Below are 19,237 nucleotides of genomic sequence, written 5' to 3' on the forward strand. Positions count from 1 at the left end.
ATCACCGGCTGGATCGTCTTATTTTTTGGCGATTGTGTCTACCCTCGGTTCCCGCAGCGGGCTGCGGGAACCGTTGCAGCGCTTTACGGGGCGGGGTTGGGCTGATCCTGGTGGATCGCATCGATGGCGGCCAGCAGCTCGTCACCGAGCTTCAGGCTGGCGCTTGCCAGGTTGCTGTCCAGTTGCGCCAGCGAGGTGGCGCCGATGATGTTGCTGGTCACGAACGGCTGCTGGGTCACGAAGGCCAGGGCCATCTGTGCCGGGTCCAGGCCGTGCTCGCGGGCCAGGGCCACATAACGGCTGCACGCGGCGACGGTCTGCGGGTTGGAATAGCGCGAGAAGCGGTTGAACAGGGTCAGGCGGCCGTTTTCCGGGCGCGCGCCGTTCTCGTACTTGCCCGACAGCATGCCGAAGGCCAGCGGCGAGTAGGCCAGCAGGCCGCACTGCTCGCGGATGGCGATTTCCGCCAGGCCCACTTCGAAGCTGCGGTTGAGCAGGTTGTACGGGTTCTGGATCGAGACCGCACGGGGCCAGCCGCGGCTTTCGGCCAGTTGCAGGAACTTCATGGTGCCCCACGGGGTTTCGTTGGACAGGCCGATGTGGCGGATCTTGCCTGCCTTGACCTGCTCGTCGAGCACTTCGAGGGTTTCTTCCAGCGGCGTGAAGTGGTCCTGGGGCAGGTGCTGGTAGCCCAGCTTGCCGAAGAAGTTGGTACTGCGCTCGGGCCAGTGCAGCTGGTACAGGTCGATCCAGTCGGTCTGCAGGCGCTTGAGGCTGGCGTCCAGGGCTGCCACGATGTGCTGGCGGTTGTGCTTGAGCTGGCCGTCGCGAATGTGGCTGATGCCGTTGCCGGGGCCGGCCACCTTGCTGGCCAGGATCCAGTCGGCGCGATCGCCGCGCTGGCTGAACCAGTTGCCGATGATCTGCTCGGTGGCCGAGTAGGTTTCCGGGCGCGGCGGCACCGGGTACATCTCCGCGGTATCGATGAAATTGATCCCGGCCGCCTTGGCCCGTTCGATCTGGGCGAAGCCCTCGGCCTGGTCGTTCTGCTCGCCCCAGGTCATGCTGCCCAGGCACAATGCACTCACGTTGAGGTCGGTGCGACCCAGCTGGCGATACTCCATGACGATCTCCACGGCAAAAGAAGCATAAAAGCAGGTTGATATTTTTTCTGCAATCTGGATAATTCTGCACCTCTCTCAGCAGTGGAAGTGATGCCCCGCCGCCGAAGAATCTTGCCGAGTATTGGACGTGCTGACCCGAGCCCCCGATAGCGTCCGTATCCGGCTGCCTTTGACCTTGTCAAAGTACGCACTATTCAGTAAGATCTGCCGTCTTAAAATTGCGGGACGGCCCCTGAGGCTATAAAGAATGAAAACTTTTACTGCTAAACCGGAAACAGTAAAACGCGACTGGTTCGTCGTTGACGCTGCTGGCAAGACCCTGGGTCGTCTGGCCACTGAGATCGCGAGCCGTCTGCGTGGCAAGCACAAGCCAGAATACACCCCTCACGTTGACACCGGCGACTACATCGTCGTGATCAATGCCGAGCAGGTACGTGTTACTGGTGCCAAGACTTCGGACAAAATGTACTACTCCCACTCCGGTTTCCCGGGCGGCATCAAGGAAATCAACTTCGAGAAGTTGATCGCCAAAGCGCCTGAGCGCGTGATCGAGACCGCGGTAAAGGGCATGCTGCCTAAAAACCCGCTGGGTCGCGACATGTACCGTAAGCTGAAAGTCTATGCGGGCGCTGTACACCCTCATACTGCTCAGCAGCCCCAAGAACTGAAGATTTAACGGAATAGTTCATTATGTCGGCGACTCAAAATTACGGCACTGGCCGTCGCAAGACTGCAACCGCACGCGTTTTCCTGCGTCCGGGCACTGGCAGCATCTCCATCAACAACCGCTCCCTCGAGACCTTCTTCGGTCGTGAAACCGCGCGCATGGTAGTTCGCCAGCCGCTGGAACTCACCGAAACCACCGAGAAGTTCGACATCTACGTCACCGTCATCGGTGGTGGTGTCAGCGGTCAAGCGGGCGCTATCCGTCACGGTATCACCCGTGCACTGATGGACTACGACGAAACCCTGCGTGGCGCTCTGCGCAAAGCTGGCTTCGTTACCCGTGACGCTCGTGAAGTCGAGCGTAAGAAAGTGGGTCTGCGTAAAGCACGTAAGCGTCCTCAGTACTCCAAGCGTTAATTCGCTTCGGCGTTCAAAAAAAGCCCGGTTCCTGGTGGAACCGGGCTTTTTTTATGTCTTGAATAAAAGGGGCTGCCGACCCTGTGTGACAACTTGCCGCATAGACGCAGGTCAAGTGCTATAAGGGATACAGCCTTTATGCCGGGTAATAACCTTGTCTTCGATGGGTCTTTTCATTACCATGCGGCAAATTTTTAGCAGTTCGAAATTTATTTTTAGCAGTTCGAAATTTACTTAGTAGATGCCTGTTGCAACAGGCCACAAAGCTGATGGGAGAGGACTGAATGAGCAATGACGGCGTCAATGCAGGCCGGCGTCGCTTCCTGGTAGCAGCCACGTCCGTGGTGGGTGCTGCAGGAGCGGTGGGGGCTGCGGTCCCGTTCGTAGGGTCATGGTTTCCCAGTGCCAAGGCGAAAGCTGCCGGTGCACCGGTCAAGGTCAACATCGCCAAGGTGGAGCCCGGCCAGCAGATGATTGCTGAATGGCGCGGCCAGCCCGTGTTCATCGTCCGCCGCACCGAGGAGATCCTGGGCAACCTGAAGAAGATCACCGGTGAGCTCTCCGACCCCGAGTCCAAGGCGTCGGAGCAGCCGGCCTACGTCGACCCGTCGAACCGCTCGATCAAGCCGGAAATCCTCGTGCTCGTCGGCCTGTGCACCCACCTGGGCTGCTCGCCGACCTTCCGTCCCGAAGTGGCGCCTGTCGACCTGGGTCCCAAGTGGGTGGGTGGCTATTTCTGCCCATGCCACGGCTCCCACTACGACCTCGCCGGCCGCGTCTACAAGTCCCAGCCAGCGCCGCTCAATCTGCCAGTGCCACCGCACTCGTACGAGTCGGATGACATCATCGTCGTCGGCGTCGATCAGGAGAACGCGTGATGAGTAAGTTCATGGACTGGGTTGACGCCCGCTTCCCCGCCACCAAGATGTGGGAAGATCACCTGAGCAAGTACTACGCACCGAAGAACTTCAACTTCTTCTATTTCTTCGGCTCCCTGGCCCTGCTGGTCCTGGTCAACCAGATCGTGACCGGCGTGTGGCTGACCATGAGCTTCACCCCTTCGGCCGAAGAGGCGTTCGCCTCGGTCGAATACATCATGCGTGACGTCGAATACGGCTGGATCCTGCGCTACCTGCACTCCACGGGTGCGTCGGCGTTCTTCATCGTGGTCTACCTGCACATGTTCCGTGGCCTGCTCTACGGCTCGTACCAGAAGCCACGCGAGCTGGTATGGCTGTTCGGCATGCTGATCTACCTGGCGCTGATGGCAGAGGCCTTCATGGGCTACCTGCTGCCCTGGGGCCAGATGTCGTACTGGGGTGCCCAGGTGATCATCTCGCTGTTCGGCGCCATCCCGGTCATCGGCGGCGACCTGACCCAGTGGATCCGTGGCGACTACCTGATCTCCGGCATTACCCTGAACCGCTTCTTCGCCCTGCACGTGGTGGCCCTGCCGATCGTGATTCTCGGCCTGGTGGTGCTGCACATCCTGGCGCTGCACGAAGTGGGTTCGAACAACCCGGATGGCGTGGACATCAAGAAGAAAAAGGACGAGAACGGCATTCCGCTGGACGGCATCCCGTTCCACCCGTACTACACCGTCAAGGATATCGTCGGCGTGGTGGTGTTCCTGTTCGTCTTCTGCATGATCGTGTTCTTCTTCCCGGAAATGGGCGGCTACTTCCTGGAGAAACCCAACTTCGAACAGGCCAACGCGTTCAAGACCCCGGAGCACATCGCCCCTGTGTGGTACTTCACGCCGTTCTACGCGATCCTGCGTGCGGTACCCGACAAGCTGCTGGGCGTGATCGCCATGGGTGCTGCGATCGCGGTGCTGTTCGTGTTGCCATGGCTGGACCGTAGCCCGGTCAAGTCAATGCGCTACAAGGGCTGGATGAGCAAGGCCTGGCTGTGGGTGTTCTGCATCTCCTTCGTGATCCTGGGCGTGCTCGGCGTGCTGGCGCCAACCCCGGGTCGCACCTTGCTGTCGCAGGTATGTACCTTCCTGTATTTCGCCTACTTCATTCTGATGCCGTTCTACACCAGGCTCGAGAAGACCAAACCGGTTCCGGAAAGGGTGACTGGCTGATGAAAAAGCTATTTGCAGTATTGCTCCTGGCAGTGATGCCTTCGCTGACCTTCGCCGCCGAACACGGCGTGGAACTGGACAAGGTCGACATCGACCTGACCGACAAGGCCGCCATGCAGGACGGCGCACGGACCTTTGCCAACTATTGCATGGGTTGCCACAGCGCCAAGTTCCAGCGTTACGAGCGTGTCGCCGATGACCTGGGCATCCCGCACGAGCTGATGCTCGAGAAGCTGGTGTTCACCGGCGCCAAGATCGGCGACCACATGAACATCGGCATGCAGCCGGCCGACGCCAAGGCCTGGTTCGGTGCGGCGCCGCCCGACCTGACCCTGGTGGCGCGGGTACGCGGCACCGATTGGCTGTACAGCTACCTGCGGGCCTTCTACGAGGACCCGTCACGCCCTTGGGGTGTGAACAACAAGGTCTTCCCCAACGTTGGCATGCCAAACGTACTGGTGGGCCTGCAGGGGCGCCAGGTGGTCGGTTGCAAGCAGATCCAGACCGTGGTCGAGGGCAAGAAGCAGTTTGACCCGCTCACTGGTGCCCCGCTGACCCACGAAGCGTGCGATCAGCTGACCATCGTGCCGAAATCCGGTACCCTGACCGACGAGCAGTTCGACGAGAAGGTCAAGAACCTGGTGACCTTCCTGGCCTACTCGGCCAACCCGGTCAAGCTGCAGAGCCAGCGCATCGGCACCTACGTGCTGCTGTACCTGGCCTTCTTCTTCGTGTTCGCCTACCTGCTCAAGCGCGAATACTGGAAGGACGTGCACTGATCACAGGGTAAAATCTGTTAGTTTAACGCGCGCCCTGGGGTCCCTCTGCAGTATGGAGGGCCCCCAGGGCGCGTTTGCATTTGTAATTTCATAAGTTCAACACGCGAGGAGGACCCCCATGGGCGTGACCAATCGGTTAGCCTGCTACTCCGACCCCGCTGATCATTATTCTCATCGGGTGCGCATCGTTCTCGCCGAGAAAGGTGTCGGCGTCGAGATCATCAGTGTCGAAGCCGGGCGCCAGCCGCCCAAGCTGCTGGAAGCCAACCCGTATGGCAGCGTACCGACCCTGGTTGATCGTGACCTGGCGTTGTATGAGTCGACCGTGGTGATGGAATACCTCGACGAGCGCTACCCGCACCCGCCGCTGTTGCCGGTCTACCCGGTGGCGCGTGCCAACAGCCGCCTGCTGATCCACCGTATCCAGCGTGACTGGTGTTCGCTGGTGGACCTGATTCTCGACCCGCGCAGCAAGGAGCCTGCCCGCGTGCAGGCGCGCAAGGAGCTGCGCGAGAGCCTTACCGGCGTTTCGCCGTTGTTCGCCGACAAGCCTTGTTTCCTGAGTGAGGAGCAAAGCCTGGTGGATTGTTGTCTATTGCCCATACTGTGGCGTTTGCCGGTATTGGGTATCGAACTGCCGCGGCCAGCCAAGCCGCTGCTCGATTACATGGAGCGTCAGTTTGCGCGGGAAGCCTTCAAGGCCAGCCTGTCCGCCGCTGAACGCGATATGCGTTAGGTTTTAAGGAGCCGTTGATGAACTCCAGTCGTCCGTATCTGGTGCGAGCCTTGTATGAGTGGATCGTGGACAACGATTGCACGCCGCACATGCTGGTCAATGCCGAGTACCCCGCGGTGCAGGTGCCTCAGGGCTTCGCCAGCGATGGCCAGATCGTTTTGAACGTGTCGCCCAATGCCGTGCGTCACTTGCACATGGATAACGAAGCTGTGAGCTTCGAGGGGCGTTTCGGTGGGGTTGCCCACACGCTGTACGTGCCTGCCGGCGCCATCCTGGGTATCTATGCCCGTGAGAATGGCCAGGGCATGGTGTTCGAGCTCGAGCCGCCACTGATGGAGGATGACGACCTCGAGGACGAGGGCGTCGAGCCGGATGATGACGGCCCGCCGAGTGGCGGGCAGCCGCCGCGGCCAAGTGGGCGTCCGAGCCTGAAAGTGGTGAAATGAAAAAAGGCGACCTTGCGGGGTCGCCTTTTTTTTGGGCCTGTGTGCTTACAGGTCGGTGATGGTGCGCACCTGATCCTTGTTCACACGGGTGCGTTTGCCGTCGAGCTGCTGGAACTCGTAGAAGCCGGAGCTGCGTTCGAGTTTCGGCGCGTCGACCGCCTGGAACTCACGGCCATCATTGAGGGTGATCAGGCTTGGGGTGGAGCAGCCGGCCAGGGTGGCGAAGGTAGCGATCAGCAGGGTGGCGAACAGGCCGTTCTTCATGGGTATTCCTGTGGGGTGTCGGTGGGGGTTGCGGTGCGCTGGCGGCTTCACGCCCTTCACCGGCGAGGCCGGCGAAGGGCGTGAAGCCGCGGTCAGTCGATGTATTCGAACAGCTTGACGATCTTCTGCACACCCGACACGCCTTGCACCAGGTTGGTGGCCTGATTGGCTTCCTGCTGGGTCAGCAGGCCCAGCAGGTAGACGATGCCGTTCTCGGTCACCACCTTGATGCGCGAACCGGGGATGTTGCTGTCGGTCAGCATCTGGGCCTTGATCTTGGTGGTCAGCCAGGCGTCATTGTTGCGCGCCAGCAGCGAGGAGGGCGGCAGCACCTGAAGTTCGTTGTGCACCTTCTTGACCCGCTGCACCTGACCGGCGGTCTGCTCGGCCAGGCTCTTGAGGTCGGCGCGCGGGGTCTGCCCGGCCAGCAGCACGATGCCGTTGAAGCTGGTGACGACGATGTGCGAGTTCTTGTCCAGGTCCGGGCTGGCCTTGGCCACGTTCACCGCTACCTTGGTTTCGATCAGCGAGTCGTCGATCTTGCTGCCGAAGGTGCGGGTGCCGCGATCGTCCTCGATCGGGTTTTCGCGGCTGGCAGTAATCACCGAACTGCAGCCGGTGATGCTCAGGCACAGGGTCAGGGCCATCAGGCCAAGGCGATTAGGGGTCATTCTTCACTCCCGAACAATTGGCTGTCGATCAAGTCGCAAAGGCAGTGGATCGCCAGCAGGTGGACTTCCTGGATGCGTGCGGTGACGGTGGCCGGTACGCGAATCTCCACATCTTCGGGCAGTAGCAGCGAGGCCATGCCGCCGCCATCGCGTCCGGTCAGAGCTACGACAATCATTTCGCGATCATGTGCGGCCTGGATCGCCTGAATGATGTTCGCCGAGTTGCCGCTGGTGGAAATCGCCAGCAGCACGTCGCCCGGTTGGCCCAGGGCACGGATCTGCTTGGAGAAGATCTCGTTGTAGCTGTAGTCGTTGGCGATCGAGGTAATGGTCGAGCTGTCGGTGGTCAGCGCGATGGCCGGCAGGCTCGGGCGCTCGCGCTCGAAGCGGTTGAGCAGTTCGGACGAGAAGTGCTGGGCATCGCCCGCCGAGCCGCCGTTGCCGCAGGCGAGCATCTTGCCCTCGTTGAGCAGCGCGTTGACCATCACCTGACTGGCTTGCTCGATGTGTGGTGCAAGGACTTCCATCGCCTGTTGCTTGGTGTTGATGCTGGCCTGGAATAGCTGGCGAATTCGGGATTGCATGTCCATCTGTGTGACCTTAAGTGGGGCGGCTGGTCGGGCGTGTCGCAACGTCTTGAAGACCCTGCGGCACATGACTGTGCAGCCCGCGAAACAAAGAGCAAAAAAGTTGAGTGGGTAACGGATGCATCAAGCGGGGCGGGTTCAACTGTCGAAAGCGTTCTTCAGCCAGTCGAGCGGTGTGCCCGAGTGGCCGCGGCCCTGCAGGGCAATCACGTCGAAACGACAGGGCTGGTTGGCCCAGCGCGCCTCCTGCTGCAGAAAATACTGGGCCGCTAGCACCAGTTTTTGCTGTTTGCGGGTATCGACGCTGGCCAGTGCTCCGCCAAAGCCCGCGTGCAGCCGGTAGCGGACTTCGACGAATACTACTGTATCGCCGTCAAGCATGACCAGATCAAGCTCGCCGCGTTTGCATCGCCAGTTCTGCGCCAGCAACTGCAGGCCCTGCGCCTGAAGGTAATGCAGGGCCTGCTGTTCGGCCGCGATACCCGCGGCCTGGCGAGAACCGTCGGGCATCAGCGCGGGGTGTCCGGCAGGCGCTTGACCTGACCGCCGGTGAACTCGGCCCATGGCAACTGGCGTTCGATGCGCTGGTTGGCGTTCATGCTCAGGCTGCCGGACAGGCCTTCGATACGGTTGTCCGGCAGTGCCTTGAGCTGGCCCAGGCGCGGCGCGAGGCTGTAGGCATCGGCACCCATCGCGTACAGGCGACCGATGCTGCCGGCCGCTTGCGGCCACTGGCGTACCACCTGCTGGCGCAGGCTGTTGCCGGTGTCGAGCAGCCACGGCGTTTCGCAGAAGCGAATGCCGTTCATGTCGTTGTACTCGTTGACGTTGCCGCTGGCGCTGTACACGTTGGAGGTGGCGTACACCGGTACGTCACCGGCGTACTGGAAGTTCAGTGTCGGCTTGATCTGCTGGGCCTGGGTCGGGGTTGCGGCCAGGAAGATGAAATCGATGTCCTGGCGACGCGATGGCTGTGCCGAGACACTGCCGCCCACGGTGCTCTGCAGGCTCTTGGCGCGGCCTTCGCTCTGGCGCAGCTGGAACAGGTCGGCGATCTGCTGTGCCAGGGCTACCGGCTGCGACACGTGGGCAGCGGCAATCAGGGTGCCGCCCTTGGCTTCCCAGTCCTGGCGGAAGGCCTTGAGTACGCGATCGCCCCATTCGCCGCTCGGCACCAGGGCCACGGCACGACGCATGCCGTCGGCCTGGGCGCGGCGCGAGACTTCGCGGGCTTCGTCTTCGGCGGCCAGGCCGAACTGGAACAGTTGCGCCGGGCCGGTCTGGCCGGCGTCGCTGTAGTTCAGTGCCAGGGTGGTGATCGGCAGTTGCGGGTAGGCGCTCAATTGCTTGACCAGGTTCTTCTCGAGCGGGCCTACCACCAGCTGGACGCCGCTGGCCTGGGCCTTGCGGTAGAAGTCATCGAGCGAGGTCAGGCGCGAGCTGTCGAAGACTTCGACCGAAGGCGGCTTCTGGCCGGCCTGCTGGGCCTGGAAGTGCGCCGCCATGAAACCGTCGCGCAGGGCGCGGGCAACACCTGCCAGCGGGCCTTCCTGGGGCAACAGCAGGGCGATCTTGGTCAGCGGCTGGCTGGCCAGTTCCTTGAGTTTGAGCAGGGGCTGTGGCAGTTGCACGGCGGCAGGGTGGCCGGCGTGCTGGTTGCGCCAGCTTTCGATGGCGGCCTGCTGCTGTTCGAGGGTGCCGGCGCTCTTGACGGCCAGGGCCAGGCTGGTCCAGCCGGCCATCACGTCGGTGCCGGTGCCTTGCAGTTGTTCGGTGGGCAGGGCGGCAACCAGGTTCCAGATGGCCTCGTGGTTGGCACTGGCGGCGGCGCCGCTGAGCAGGGGAGCCATGGCGACGCGCTGTTGCGCGGCAGCCAGGGTCTGGCCATCGGCTTCCAGGGCGGCGGCGTGCACGCTGCGGGTGCGCACCTGAAGCTCGGGCGGCAGTTCGTCCAACCGGGCCAGGCTCGGGTGGCTCAGGGCGGTGAGGGCGGCCTTGGGCTGGTTGCGGCTCATCGCCAGCTCGGCGCCAAGGGTGCTGGCGAACACTTGCTGGGCCGGCTTGAGGGTGTCGAGTGGCACCTGCTCGAGGATCCGCGAGGCCCGTGCGAAGTCTTTCTGATGGTAGGCCAGGTCAGCGGCGCTCAGGCGCAACAATGCGGCCTTTTCAGGTGTCTTGCTGGTGGCGGCCTGGTCGAGCAGTTGCTCGATGCTGGCATCCGGAGTGCGCGGCAGCTCACCCAGGCTGGACGAGGGCGAACTGGCGCAGGCTGCCAGCAGGGCAGCGAGGCAGAGGGCTGAGAGCAGCCGCAGGCAAGCGATCATGTAAAAATCCTGTTACTCGATCAAATTAACCTGCAATTGTACCCAAGCGCTGGCCGGGGCGCGATCTTGCTGGCGTTAATCCTTCAATATAGGTTGCCCTGCGCAGGCGTGCCGCCGCTGTGGGTAACGCATTGTTGCCGCCTTACGGGCTACAATGGCGCTTTGTTCTCTATTTACAGGTGTGTGCTGTGACCGATGCTCCAGGTGCTTCCAATTCCACTGCCGGCAAGCTTTTCGTGGTGGCTACGCCCATTGGCAACCTGGATGACATGAGCGCCCGGGCCTTGAAGGTGCTGCGCGAGGCGGCGCTGATCGCGGCCGAGGACACGCGCCACTCGGTCCGCTTGCTGCAGCACTTCGGCATCAACACGCCGCTGGCCGCCTGTCACGAGCACAACGAGCGCGACGAGGGCAGCCGCTTCATCACGCGCCTTCTGGCCGGCGACGATGTGGCGTTGATCTCCGATGCCGGTACGCCGCTGATCTCTGACCCGGGCTACCACCTGGTGCGCCAGGCGCGAGCGGCGGGCATCGATGTGGTGCCGGTACCGGGCGCCTGCGCACTGATCGCGGCGTTGTCGGCGGCGGGCCTGCCGTCCGACCGGTTCATCTTCGAGGGTTTTCTGCCGGCCAAGGCGGTAGGTCGCCGCGCGCGCCTGAGCCAGGTCAAGGAAGAACCCCGTACGCTGATTTTCTATGAGGCGCCACACCGCATTCTGGAGTGTCTGCAGGACATGGAGGCGGTGTTTGGCGGCGAACGGCCGGCGTTGCTGGCTCGTGAGCTGACTAAGACCTTCGAGACCCTGAAGGGGCTGCCCCTGGCCGAGCTGCGCGCGTTTGTCGAAAACGACAGCAATCAGCAGCGTGGGGAGTGCGTGGTGCTGGTGGCGGGCTGGACCGCCCCGGAGAACGAAGAGGCCGTGAGCAGCGAAGTGATGCGCGTGCTTGATCTTCTGCTGGCAGAGATGCCGCTCAAGCGTGCAGCAGCCCTGGCGGCGGAAATTACCGGGGTGCGGAAGAATGTTTTGTATCAAATAGCGTTGGAAAAACAGAAAGACCACTAATGTCATAGTGATATTATTTGTTTTATCGCTTGTTCTCGGGGCCCGCTGCCGTTAACCTTTGCGGCGGAGAGTCGATTGGACAGTCGCTGCCTTCTTTTGTTCCGCAAAAGAGGGGGGAGGAAAGTCCGGGCTCCATAGGGCGGAGTGCCAGGTAATGCCTGGGGGGCGTGAGCCTACGGAAAGTGCCACAGAAAATAACCGCCTAAGCACTTCGGTGCCGGTAAGGGTGAAAAGGTGCGGTAAGAGCGCACCGCACGGCTGGCAACAGTCCGTGGCTAGGTAAACCCCACTCGGAGCAAGACCAAATAGGGTTCCATATGGCGCGGCCCGCGTTGGAACCGGGTAGGTTGCTAAAGGCGTCCAGTGATGGCCGTCGTAGAGGAATGACTGTCCTCGACAGAACCCGGCTTACAGATCGACTCTCCACCTTTTCCCTTCCTGCTTGATTCGATAGCAGATGTGTTCTGGTAATACCAAAAAAATCTTACTCTTCATAAATCACTTTAACTTTGCACTCTATCCGTTTGAGTGAATTTGCCTTTCCCCGTCAAAACCCCTCTCGTTTCTCCTCTTTGTATCGCCTTGTTGCTCTAAATCGCCGATCTGTAAGGGTTTTCCTTATAAGCGCGCCTTGACGGTGTGGTGGGCGGATTCCTATAGTGTGCGCAAGTGGCGGAAAGTGGCATGAAGTGGGTTTTCAGACACAAAAAAGCTAACATTTAGGGAAGTGCAGCCGTGTTTCGCGGAGCCAACGCAATCAACCTCGACGCAAAAGGCCGTCTCGCAATGCCGAGCCGGTACCGTGACGAGCTCGATTCGCGCAGTTCCGGGCAGTTGATCGTGACGATCGACGCGGTTGATCCCTGCTTGTGCGTGTATCCGCTGGATGAGTGGGAACTGATCGAAGCCAAGCTGCGTGCCTTGCCGTCGTTACGCGAAGAGAACCGTCGCCTGCAGCGTCTGCTGATCGGCAATGCGGTGGATCTGGAGCTCGACGGCAGTGGGCGTTTCCTGGTGCCACCGCGTCTGCGCGAGTACGCCAAGCTGGACAAGCGGGCGATGCTGGTGGGGCAACTGAACAAATTCCAACTGTGGGACGAGGACGCCTGGAACGCTGTTGCTGCAGCTGACCTGGTGGCCATTCAACAACCGGGCGCGATGCCTGATGAGCTGCGTGATCTGATCCTGTGACTATAGATAGTGGCTTCAAACACATCACCGTACTGCTTGACGAAGCCGTCGAGGCTCTCGCCGTACGCGCCGATGGCTGCTATCTGGATGGCACCTTCGGGCGTGGCGGGCACAGCCGGCTGATTCTCCAGCACCTGGGGCCGCAGGGTCGGCTGCTGGGGTTCGACAAGGACCCACAAGCGATTGCCACCGGGCAAGCGCTGGCGGCCGAAGACGGCCGCTTTGTCATTGTGCAGCGCAGTTTCGCCGAGCTGGGCGCCGAAGTCGCCGAGCGGGGCCTGTCCGGCAAGGTCAATGGCATCCTGCTCGACCTGGGCGTGTCTTCGCCGCAGCTCGATGACCCCGAGCGCGGCTTCAGTTTCATGAACGACGGCCCGCTGGACATGCGCATGGACCCGAGTCGTGGCGTCAGCGCCGCCGAGTTCATCGCCACCGCGCCGGCCGAAGAAATCGCCCGCGTGTTCAAGGAGTACGGCGAAGAGCGTTTCGCCAAGCGCATGGCCAACGCCGTGGTCGCCCGTCGCGAGCAGCAACCCTTTACCCGTACCGCCGACCTCGCCGAAGTGCTCAAGGTCGCAAACCCCGCGTGGGAAAAGGGCAAGAACCCCGCCACCCGTGCTTTCCAGGGGCTGCGCATTCACGTCAACAACGAGCTGGGCGACCTCGAAGCCGGGCTCGAGGCTGCCCTCGACACGCTCGAGATCGGTGGCCGTCTGGTGGTCATCAGCTTCCATTCGCTGGAAGACCGCATCGTCAAGCTGTTCATGCGCAAGCTGGCCAAGGGAGAGGCCGACAACCTGCCGCGCAACCTGCCGGTACAACACAAGCCCTTCGAGCCCAAGATCAAGGTGCATGGCAAGGCGCAGTTCGCCTCCGAGGCCGAGCTCAAGGCCAACCCGCGCTCGCGTAGTGCGGTCATGCGTGTGGCGGAGAAGCTGCGTTGAGCAGGCTTTTCGCCAAGCCTTTGCCAGGCGGCAGCTTCCTGATGCTGCTGCTGTTCATTGGCGTGCTCGTTTCGTCGGTGGCGGTGTCCTACAGTGCGCACTGGAACCGCCAGTTGCTCAATACCCTGTACGGCGAGCTGAACGAACGCGACAAGGCGCAGGCCGAGTGGGGCCGGTTGATTCTGGAGCAGAGCACCTGGACCGCCCACAGCCGCATCGAGAACCTGGCCAGCGAACAGCTGCACATGCGCATTCCCGCCGCTGACGAAGTACGGATGGTGGCGCCATGATGAAACTTGAAGGCGCACTCTACCCGTGGCGGTTCCGCGTTGTGGTCGGCCTGCTGGTGATCATGGTGGGGGCCATTGCCTGGCGTATCGTCGACCTGCAGGTGGTCGACCGCGACTTCCTCAAGGGGCAGGGCGATGCCCGCAGCCTGCGTCACATTCCGATTCCTGCGCACCGCGGGCTGATCACCGACCGCAACGGCGAGCCGCTGGCCGTGAGTACGCCGGTCACCACCCTGTGGGCCAACCCCAAGGAAATGCAGGCTGCCAAGGACCGCTGGCCGGCGCTTGCCGCCGCGCTCAAGCAGAACCCGCAGCAACTGGCCGAGCGCCTCGAACAGCAGGCCAACAAGGAATTCATCTACCTGGTCCGCGGCCTTACCCCGGAGCAGGGCCAGGTGGTGCTCGACCTCAAGGTGCCCGGCGTGTACGGCATCGAGGAGTTCCGCCGCTTCTATCCCGCCGGCGATGTCGCTGCGCACATGGTCGGGTTCACCGACCTCGACGATCACGGTCGCGAGGGGGTGGAGCTCGCCTACGACGAGTGGCTGGCCGGGGTGCCCGGCAAGCGGCAGGTGATCAAGGACCGGCGCGGCCGGCTGATCAAGGACGTACAGGTCACCAAGAACGCCAAGGCCGGCAAGACCTTGGCGTTGTCCATCGACCTGCGTCTGCAGTACCTGGCCACCCGCGAATTGCGTAACGCGATTGCCGAACAGGAAGCCAAGGCCGGTAGCCTGGTGATCATGGATGTGAAGACCGGCGAAGTGCTGGCCATGGTCAACCAGCCCACCTACAACCCCAACAACCGCCGCAGCATGTTCCCGGCGGCGATGCGCAACCGTGCCATCATCGACGTGTTCGAGCCGGGCTCCACGGTCAAGCCTTTCTCCATGAGCGCCGCCCTGCAGAGCGGACGCTGGAAGCCGACCGACAAGGTCGAGGTCTATCCGGGCACCCTGCAGCTGGGCCGCTACACCATTCGTGACGTGTCCAGGAGCGAAGGCCCGATCCTCGACCTGACCGGCATCCTGATCAACTCCAGTAACGTGGGCATGAGCAAGATCGCCTTCGATATCGGTGGCGAGTCCATCTACCGCGTGATGTCGCAACTGGGCCTGGGCCAGTACACCGGCCTGGGCTTCCCGGGCGAGCGTGTCGGCAACCTGCCCAACCACCGCGAGTGGCGCAAGGCCGAGACCGCGACCCTGTCCTACGGCTACGGCCTGTCGGTGACCGCGTTGCAGCTGGTGCATGCCTACGCCGCGCTGGCCAACAACGGCAAGATGGTACCGCTGAGCATTCTCAAGGTGGACAAGACCCCGGAAGCCACCCAGGTGGTGCCCGAGGATACCGCCAAGACCATCCAGGGCATGCTGCAGCAGGTCATCGAAGCGCCACGTGGCGTGTTCCGTGCGCAGGTGCCTTCCTATCACGTGGGCGGCAAGTCGGGTACGGCCCGTAAGGCCACGGTCGGTTCCAAGGGCTACACCGAGAACGCCTACCGCTCGCTGTTCACCGGCTTCGGCCCGATGAGCGATCCGCGCTATGCCATCGTGGTGGTGATCGACGAGCCGAGCAAGGGTGGCTACTTCGGCGGCCTGGTATCGGCGCCGGTATTCAGCAAGGTCATGTCCGGCACCCTGCGACTGATGAACGTGCCGCCAGACAACCTGCCGGCTCCTACTCCACAGCAGCAGGCCGGTGCTGCGCCCGCCAAGGGAGGGCGCGGTTGATGTCGATGCCATTGAGTAAGCTGTTTGCCCTGAGCGGCAACAACGACCCGTTGATCCGTGAACTGACCCTGGACAGCCGCAAGGTCCGCGCCGGGGACTTGTTCCTGGCGGTGCCGGGTGCGCGTGTCGACGGCCGCGAGCATATTGCCGATGCGCTCAAGCGCGGCGCGGCAGCCGTGGCCTATGAAGTGCAGAACACCACCGTGCTGCCGATCACCGATGTGCCGATGATTCCGGTCAAGGGCCTGATTGCCCAGCTGTCGGATATCGCGGGGCGCTTCTATGGCGAGCCGAGCCGCCAGCTCGAGCTGATCGGCGTGACCGGCACCAACGGCAAGACCAGCGTCACCCAGCTGGTGGCCCAGGCGCTCGACCTGCTGGGCCAGCACTGCGGCCTGATCGGCACCCTGGGTACCGGTTTCTACGGCCAGCTGCAAAGTGGCCGGCTGACCACGCCAGATCCGATTGCCGTGCAGTCGACCCTGGGCGACCTGAAGAAGGCTGGCGCCAAGGCCGTGGCCATGGAAGTGTCCTCCCATGCGCTGGAACAGGGCCGGGTAGCGGCACTGGCCTTCGACATCGTGGTAATGACCAACCTGTCACGCGATCACCTGGACTACCACGGCAGCATGGAGGCCTACCAGGCCGCCAAGGCGCGCCTGTTCGCCTGGCCCGACCTGCGCTCGCGGGTGGTCAATCTGGACGATGCCTTCGGGCGTGAGCTGGCGGCGCAGAAGGGTGATTCGCGCCTGATCAGCTATAGCCTCGTCGACGCTGCCGCCTCGCTGTACTGCCGCGAAGCGAAGTTCGACGACGATGGCGTGCGTGCGGTGCTGGTGACGGCACAGGGCGAGCATATGCTGCGCAGCCGCCTGCTCGGGCGCTTCAACCTCAGCAACATGCTGGCCGCGGTCGGCACGCTGATGGCGATGGATCATCCGCTGGACGAAATTCTCAAGGTCACGCCGCAGCTCGAAGGCCCCGTAGGGCGCATGCAGCGCCTGGGCGGTGGCAGCAAGCCGTTGGTGGTGGTCGATTACGCCCACACCCCCGATGCCCTGGAAAAGGTCCTCGAAGCCCTGCGTCCCCATGCACAAGGCAAGCTGTTGTGCCTGTTCGGCTGCGGCGGCGACCGCGATCGCGGCAAGCGCCCGCTGATGGCCGAAGTGGCCGAGCGCCTGGCCGACCGCGTGCTGGTCACCGACGACAACCCGCGCAGCGAGGCGCCCCAGCAGATTTTCGACGATATCCGCCCAGGCTTCGCCCGGGGTGAAAGCGTCGAGTTCATCGCCGGCCGTGGCCCGGCGATTGCGCACCTGATTGCCACCGCCGCTGCCGACGACGTCATCGTGCTGGCGGGCAAGGGGCACGAGGATTACCAGGAGATCAACGGCGAGCGCCATGACTTCTCCGACCTGGTCGAGGCCGAGAGAGCCCTGGCAGCCTGGGAGGCCCCGAATGCTTGAGTCAATGTCCCTCAGCCAGTTGGTAGCGCCGCTGCAGGGCCGCCTGCATGGCCAGGATGCAACCTTCGATGGCGTCAGCATCGACAGCCGCGCGATCACCCCTGGCCAGTTGTTCGTCGCCCTGGCCGGGCCGCGTTTCGACGGTCACGATTACCTGGACGAAGTGGCAGCCAAGGGCGCCGTCGCGGCGCTGGTGCAGCACGAAGTGCCGGGCAGCAACCTGCCGCAACTGGTGGTTGCCGATACCCGCCTGGGCCTGGGCCAGTTGGGGGCGCTCAATCGCGCCGCCTTCGACAAGCCGGTTGCCGCAATCACCGGCTCCAGTGGCAAGACCACGGTCAAGGAGATGCTGGCCAGCATCCTGCGCACCCGCGGGCCGGTACTGGCCACCCGTGGCAACCTCAACAACGACTTCGGCGCACCGCTGACCCTGCTGGAGCTGGCCCCGCACCATACGGCGGCGGTCATCGAGCTGGGCGCCTCGCGCATCGGCGAAATCGCCTACACCGTCGGCCTGACCCAGCCGCAGGTGGTGATCATCAACAACGCCGGTACCGCTCATGTGGGTGAGTTCGGCGGGCCGGAGAAAATCGTCGAAGCCAAGGGCGAGATCCTCGAAGGCCTGGGCCAGGATGGCGTGGCGGTATTGAACCTGGATGACAAGGCGTTCGGCATCTGGAAGCAGCGCGCCGGCCATCACCCTGTGAACACTTTCGCCCTGGCCAATGCCGACGCAGATTTTCATGCCACCGACATTCGTCACGACGAACGCGGCTGCCCCGGTTTCGAATTGCGCAGCCCGCTGGGCAACGCCCGCGTCCAGCTCAACCTGCTGGGCACTCACAATGTCAGCAACGCCCTGGCCGCCGCGGCTGCCGCACAGGCTTTCGGCGTGACACTGGAAGACATCGTCGAGGGTCTTGACGCGGTGCAGCCGGTCAAGGGCCGCACCGTGGTGCACATGGCGCCCACCGGTGTGCGCGTGATCGACGACAGTTACAACGCAAACCCCACCTCCATGTGCGCTGCCGTTGATATACTCGCCGGCTTTTCCGGGCGTACCGTCCTGGTGCTCGGGGATATCGGCGAATTGGGCCAGTGGGCCGAGGAAGGGCATCGGCAGGTCGGCGCATACGCCAGGGGCAAGGTTGCAGCACTTTATGCCGTGGGCCCGATGATGGCCGAAGCGGTCAAGGCATTTGGCACCGGGGCCCATCATTTCGCCACTCAAGCTGACTTGATCGACGCCGTTCGCGTCGAGCAGGCCAACAACACCACCATTTTGATCAAGGGTTCGCGCAGCGCTGCGATGGAAAACGTCGTGGCGGCCTTGTGCGGTTCCAGCGGGGAGAAACATTAATGCTGCTGCTGCTGGCTGAGTATCTGCAACAGTTCTACAAAGGCTTCGCGGTCTTTCAGTACCTGACCCTGCGCGGGATTCTGGGTGTACTGACCGCGTTGTCGCTGGCCCTGTGGTTGGGCCCCTGGATGATTCGTACCCTGCAGATTCGCCAGATCGGTCAAGCCGTGCGCAATGACGGCCCGCAATCGCACCTCTCCAAGTCCGGCACCCCGACCATGGGCGGTGCGCTGATTCTGTCCGCCATTGGCGTGAGCACGCTGCTGTGGGCCGACCTTACCAACCGTTATGTGTGGGTGGTGCTGATCGTCACCCTGCTGTTCGGCGCCATCGGCTGGGTCGACGACTACCGCAAGGTGATCGAGAAGAACTCGCGTGGCCTGCCAAGCCGCTGGAAGTACTTCTGGCAATCGGTGTTCGGCCTGGGCGCGGCGATCTTCCTGTACATGACCGCGCCCACCAGCGTGGAAACCACCCTGATCGTGCCGATGCTCAAGGATGTCACCATCCCGCTGGGCATCGGCTTCGTGGTGCTGACCTATTTCGTCATCGTGGGTTCGAGCAACGCGGTCAACCTGACCGACGGCCTGGACGGCCTGGCGATCATGCCGACGGTGATGGTCGGTGGTGCGCTGGGTATCTTCTGCTACCTGTCGGGCAACGTGAAGTTCGCCGAATACCTGCTGATCCCCTACGTGCCGGGCGCCGGCGAGCTGATCGTGTTCTGCGGCGCGCTGATCGGCGCGGGCCTGGGCTTTCTGTGGTTCAACACCTACCCGGCGCAGGTGTTCATGGGTGACGTCGGTGCCCTGGCACTGGGTGCCGCGTTGGGCACCATTGCCGTGATCGTGCGTCAGGAGATCGTGCTGTTCATCATGGGCGGCGTGTTCGTGATGGAGACCCTGTCGGTGGTGATCCAGGTGGCCTCCTTCAAGCTGACCGGCAAGCGCGTGTTTCGCATGGCACCGATCCACCACCACTTTGAACTCAAGGGTTGGCCCGAGCCTCGGGTGATCGTCCGCTTCTGGATCATCACCGTGATTCTCGTGCTGTTCGGCCTTGCCACCCTGAAACTGAGGTAGAAAC

At 62.7% G+C, this 19,237-nt stretch carries 21 protein-coding genes and 1 other RNA gene; 16 read left to right on the forward strand and 6 right to left on the reverse strand.

The window, feature by feature from the left end; translation table 11 throughout:
- Positions 1-83: 83 nt before the first annotated feature.
- Entirely contained in the window at positions 84-1,124 is a 1,041-nt protein-coding gene (locus tag B4I46_RS18255) for an NADP(H)-dependent aldo-keto reductase (protein WP_043862044.1), read from the reverse strand.
- Between the two features lie 247 nt (positions 1,125-1,371).
- Here B4I46_RS18255 and rplM point away from each other — a divergent pair, with 247 nt between their 5' ends.
- The 7 genes from rplM (at position 1,372) to B4I46_RS18290 (ending at position 6,257) form a co-directional block, all read left to right on the forward strand.
- Positions 1,372-1,800, forward strand: coding sequence for a 50S ribosomal protein L13 (gene rplM, locus B4I46_RS18260; protein WP_043862045.1), 429 nt, complete (start codon positions 1,372-1,374; stop codon positions 1,798-1,800).
- A gap of 14 nt (positions 1,801-1,814) precedes the next feature.
- Entirely contained in the window at positions 1,815-2,207 is a 393-nt protein-coding gene (gene rpsI / locus B4I46_RS18265) for a 30S ribosomal protein S9 (protein WP_043862046.1), read from the forward strand.
- Between the two features lie 284 nt (positions 2,208-2,491).
- The gene (gene petA, locus B4I46_RS18270) at positions 2,492-3,085 is read left to right on the forward strand and encodes a ubiquinol-cytochrome c reductase iron-sulfur subunit (RefSeq protein ID WP_043862047.1); all 594 of its coding nucleotides are present in this window, start codon (positions 2,492-2,494) and stop codon (positions 3,083-3,085) included.
- Positions 3,085-4,296 carry a cytochrome b gene (locus tag B4I46_RS18275; RefSeq protein ID WP_043862048.1) on the forward strand — a complete coding sequence of 404 codons (1,212 nt, stop codon included), beginning with the start codon at positions 3,085-3,087 and terminating at the stop codon, positions 4,294-4,296. Before petA ends, B4I46_RS18275 begins: the two co-directional genes overlap by 1 nt.
- Positions 4,296-5,075 (forward strand): cytochrome c1, encoded by a 780-nt coding sequence (locus tag B4I46_RS18280; protein WP_043862049.1) that lies wholly within the window; start codon positions 4,296-4,298, stop codon positions 5,073-5,075. Before B4I46_RS18275 ends, B4I46_RS18280 begins: the two co-directional genes overlap by 1 nt.
- 118 nt (positions 5,076-5,193) lie before the next feature.
- Entirely contained in the window at positions 5,194-5,811 is a 618-nt protein-coding gene (locus tag B4I46_RS18285; RefSeq protein ID WP_043862050.1) for a glutathione S-transferase N-terminal domain-containing protein, read from the forward strand.
- A 17-nt stretch (positions 5,812-5,828) separates the two neighbouring features.
- Positions 5,829-6,257 carry a ClpXP protease specificity-enhancing factor gene (locus B4I46_RS18290; protein WP_043862051.1) on the forward strand — a complete coding sequence of 143 codons (429 nt, stop codon included), beginning with the start codon at positions 5,829-5,831 and terminating at the stop codon, positions 6,255-6,257.
- Between the two features lie 45 nt (positions 6,258-6,302).
- Here B4I46_RS18290 and B4I46_RS18295 read toward each other — a convergent pair whose 3' ends face one another.
- From B4I46_RS18295 to B4I46_RS18315, 5 genes are all read right to left on the reverse strand, one after another.
- Complete coding sequence (locus tag B4I46_RS18295) at positions 6,303-6,521, reverse strand: YgdI/YgdR family lipoprotein (protein WP_043862052.1); 219 nt, start codon at positions 6,519-6,521, stop codon at positions 6,303-6,305.
- Between the two features lie 92 nt (positions 6,522-6,613).
- Complete coding sequence (locus B4I46_RS18300) at positions 6,614-7,192, reverse strand: BON domain-containing protein (RefSeq protein WP_043862053.1); 579 nt, start codon at positions 7,190-7,192, stop codon at positions 6,614-6,616.
- Positions 7,189-7,782 (reverse strand): phosphoheptose isomerase, encoded by a 594-nt coding sequence (locus tag B4I46_RS18305; protein WP_043862054.1) that lies wholly within the window; start codon positions 7,780-7,782, stop codon positions 7,189-7,191. Before B4I46_RS18305 ends, B4I46_RS18300 begins: the two co-directional genes overlap by 4 nt.
- 135 nt (positions 7,783-7,917) lie before the next feature.
- The gene (locus tag B4I46_RS18310) at positions 7,918-8,289 is read right to left on the reverse strand and encodes a YraN family protein (RefSeq protein WP_043862055.1); all 372 of its coding nucleotides are present in this window, start codon (positions 8,287-8,289) and stop codon (positions 7,918-7,920) included.
- Positions 8,289-10,103, reverse strand: a complete 1,815-nt coding sequence (locus tag B4I46_RS18315) for a penicillin-binding protein activator (protein WP_058540875.1) — start codon at positions 10,101-10,103, stop codon at positions 8,289-8,291. The genes B4I46_RS18310 and B4I46_RS18315 overlap by 1 nt, the downstream gene beginning before the upstream one ends.
- 188 nt (positions 10,104-10,291) lie before the next feature.
- Here B4I46_RS18315 and rsmI point away from each other — a divergent pair, with 188 nt between their 5' ends.
- The 9 genes from rsmI to mraY all read left to right on the forward strand — a co-directional run bounded on the left by rsmI (position 10,292) and on the right by mraY (position 19,233).
- On the forward strand, positions 10,292-11,167 hold the full coding sequence (gene rsmI, locus B4I46_RS18320) for a 16S rRNA (cytidine(1402)-2'-O)-methyltransferase (protein WP_043862057.1): 876 nt from the start codon (positions 10,292-10,294) through the stop codon (positions 11,165-11,167).
- Positions 11,168-11,234: 67 nt separating this feature from the next.
- Positions 11,235-11,594: RNase P RNA component class A (gene rnpB / locus B4I46_RS18325), an RNA gene on the forward strand.
- A 308-nt stretch (positions 11,595-11,902) separates the two neighbouring features.
- Entirely contained in the window at positions 11,903-12,358 is a 456-nt protein-coding gene (gene mraZ, locus B4I46_RS18330) for a division/cell wall cluster transcriptional repressor MraZ (protein WP_043862058.1), read from the forward strand.
- A complete protein-coding gene (gene rsmH / locus B4I46_RS18335) occupies positions 12,355-13,302 on the forward strand; it encodes a 16S rRNA (cytosine(1402)-N(4))-methyltransferase RsmH (RefSeq protein WP_043862059.1) in 948 nt (315 codons plus the stop codon). The genes mraZ and rsmH overlap by 4 nt, the downstream gene beginning before the upstream one ends.
- The gene (gene ftsL / locus B4I46_RS18340; protein WP_043862060.1) at positions 13,299-13,592 is read left to right on the forward strand and encodes a cell division protein FtsL; all 294 of its coding nucleotides are present in this window, start codon (positions 13,299-13,301) and stop codon (positions 13,590-13,592) included. Before rsmH ends, ftsL begins: the two co-directional genes overlap by 4 nt.
- Entirely contained in the window at positions 13,592-15,325 is a 1,734-nt protein-coding gene (locus B4I46_RS18345) for a peptidoglycan D,D-transpeptidase FtsI family protein (protein WP_162484872.1), read from the forward strand. The genes ftsL and B4I46_RS18345 overlap by 1 nt, the downstream gene beginning before the upstream one ends.
- Complete coding sequence (locus tag B4I46_RS18350; RefSeq protein WP_078479520.1) at positions 15,325-16,791, forward strand: UDP-N-acetylmuramoyl-L-alanyl-D-glutamate--2,6-diaminopimelate ligase; 1,467 nt, start codon at positions 15,325-15,327, stop codon at positions 16,789-16,791. The genes B4I46_RS18345 and B4I46_RS18350 overlap by 1 nt, the downstream gene beginning before the upstream one ends.
- A complete protein-coding gene (locus tag B4I46_RS18355; RefSeq protein ID WP_286901262.1) occupies positions 16,784-18,151 on the forward strand; it encodes a UDP-N-acetylmuramoyl-tripeptide--D-alanyl-D-alanine ligase in 1,368 nt (455 codons plus the stop codon). The genes B4I46_RS18350 and B4I46_RS18355 overlap by 8 nt, the downstream gene beginning before the upstream one ends.
- Positions 18,151-19,233 carry a phospho-N-acetylmuramoyl-pentapeptide-transferase gene (mraY, locus tag B4I46_RS18360; protein ID WP_043862064.1) on the forward strand — a complete coding sequence of 361 codons (1,083 nt, stop codon included), beginning with the start codon at positions 18,151-18,153 and terminating at the stop codon, positions 19,231-19,233. Before B4I46_RS18355 ends, mraY begins: the two co-directional genes overlap by 1 nt.
- Positions 19,234-19,237 lie beyond the last annotated feature (4 nt).

Origin of the sequence: Pseudomonas sp. UBA7500, from assembly GCF_002478435.1 — a bacterium.
Taxonomy (GTDB): domain Bacteria; phylum Pseudomonadota; class Gammaproteobacteria; order Pseudomonadales; family Pseudomonadaceae; genus Aquipseudomonas; species Aquipseudomonas palmensis.

What these genes read in the sequence shown, in the direction of transcription:
- B4I46_RS18255 (WP_043862044.1), bottom strand. Translation starts at nt 1,124, where the DNA reads ATGGAGTATCGCCAGCTGGGTCGCACCGACCTCAACGTGAGTGCATTG.
- rplM (WP_043862045.1), top strand. Translation starts at nt 1,372, where the DNA reads ATGAAAACTTTTACTGCTAAACCGGAAACAGTAAAACGCGACTGGTTC.
- rpsI (WP_043862046.1), top strand. Translation starts at nt 1,815, where the DNA reads ATGTCGGCGACTCAAAATTACGGCACTGGCCGTCGCAAGACTGCAACC.
- petA (WP_043862047.1), top strand. Translation starts at nt 2,492, where the DNA reads ATGAGCAATGACGGCGTCAATGCAGGCCGGCGTCGCTTCCTGGTAGCA.
- B4I46_RS18275 (WP_043862048.1), top strand. Translation starts at nt 3,085, where the DNA reads ATGAGTAAGTTCATGGACTGGGTTGACGCCCGCTTCCCCGCCACCAAG.
- B4I46_RS18280 (WP_043862049.1), top strand. Translation starts at nt 4,296, where the DNA reads ATGAAAAAGCTATTTGCAGTATTGCTCCTGGCAGTGATGCCTTCGCTG.
- B4I46_RS18285 (WP_043862050.1), top strand. Translation starts at nt 5,194, where the DNA reads ATGGGCGTGACCAATCGGTTAGCCTGCTACTCCGACCCCGCTGATCAT.
- B4I46_RS18290 (WP_043862051.1), top strand. Translation starts at nt 5,829, where the DNA reads ATGAACTCCAGTCGTCCGTATCTGGTGCGAGCCTTGTATGAGTGGATC.
- B4I46_RS18295 (WP_043862052.1), bottom strand. Translation starts at nt 6,521, where the DNA reads ATGAAGAACGGCCTGTTCGCCACCCTGCTGATCGCTACCTTCGCCACC.
- B4I46_RS18300 (WP_043862053.1), bottom strand. Translation starts at nt 7,192, where the DNA reads ATGACCCCTAATCGCCTTGGCCTGATGGCCCTGACCCTGTGCCTGAGC.
- B4I46_RS18305 (WP_043862054.1), bottom strand. Translation starts at nt 7,782, where the DNA reads ATGGACATGCAATCCCGAATTCGCCAGCTATTCCAGGCCAGCATCAAC.
- B4I46_RS18310 (WP_043862055.1), bottom strand. Translation starts at nt 8,289, where the DNA reads ATGCCCGACGGTTCTCGCCAGGCCGCGGGTATCGCGGCCGAACAGCAG.
- B4I46_RS18315 (WP_058540875.1), bottom strand. Translation starts at nt 10,103, where the DNA reads ATGATCGCTTGCCTGCGGCTGCTCTCAGCCCTCTGCCTCGCTGCCCTG.
- B4I46_RS18345 (WP_162484872.1), top strand. Translation starts at nt 13,592, where the DNA reads ATGAAACTTGAAGGCGCACTCTACCCGTGGCGGTTCCGCGTTGTGGTC.
- B4I46_RS18350 (WP_078479520.1), top strand. Translation starts at nt 15,325, where the DNA reads ATGTCGATGCCATTGAGTAAGCTGTTTGCCCTGAGCGGCAACAACGAC.
- B4I46_RS18355 (WP_286901262.1), top strand. Translation starts at nt 16,784, where the DNA reads ATGCTTGAGTCAATGTCCCTCAGCCAGTTGGTAGCGCCGCTGCAGGGC.
- mraY (WP_043862064.1), top strand. Translation starts at nt 18,151, where the DNA reads ATGCTGCTGCTGCTGGCTGAGTATCTGCAACAGTTCTACAAAGGCTTC.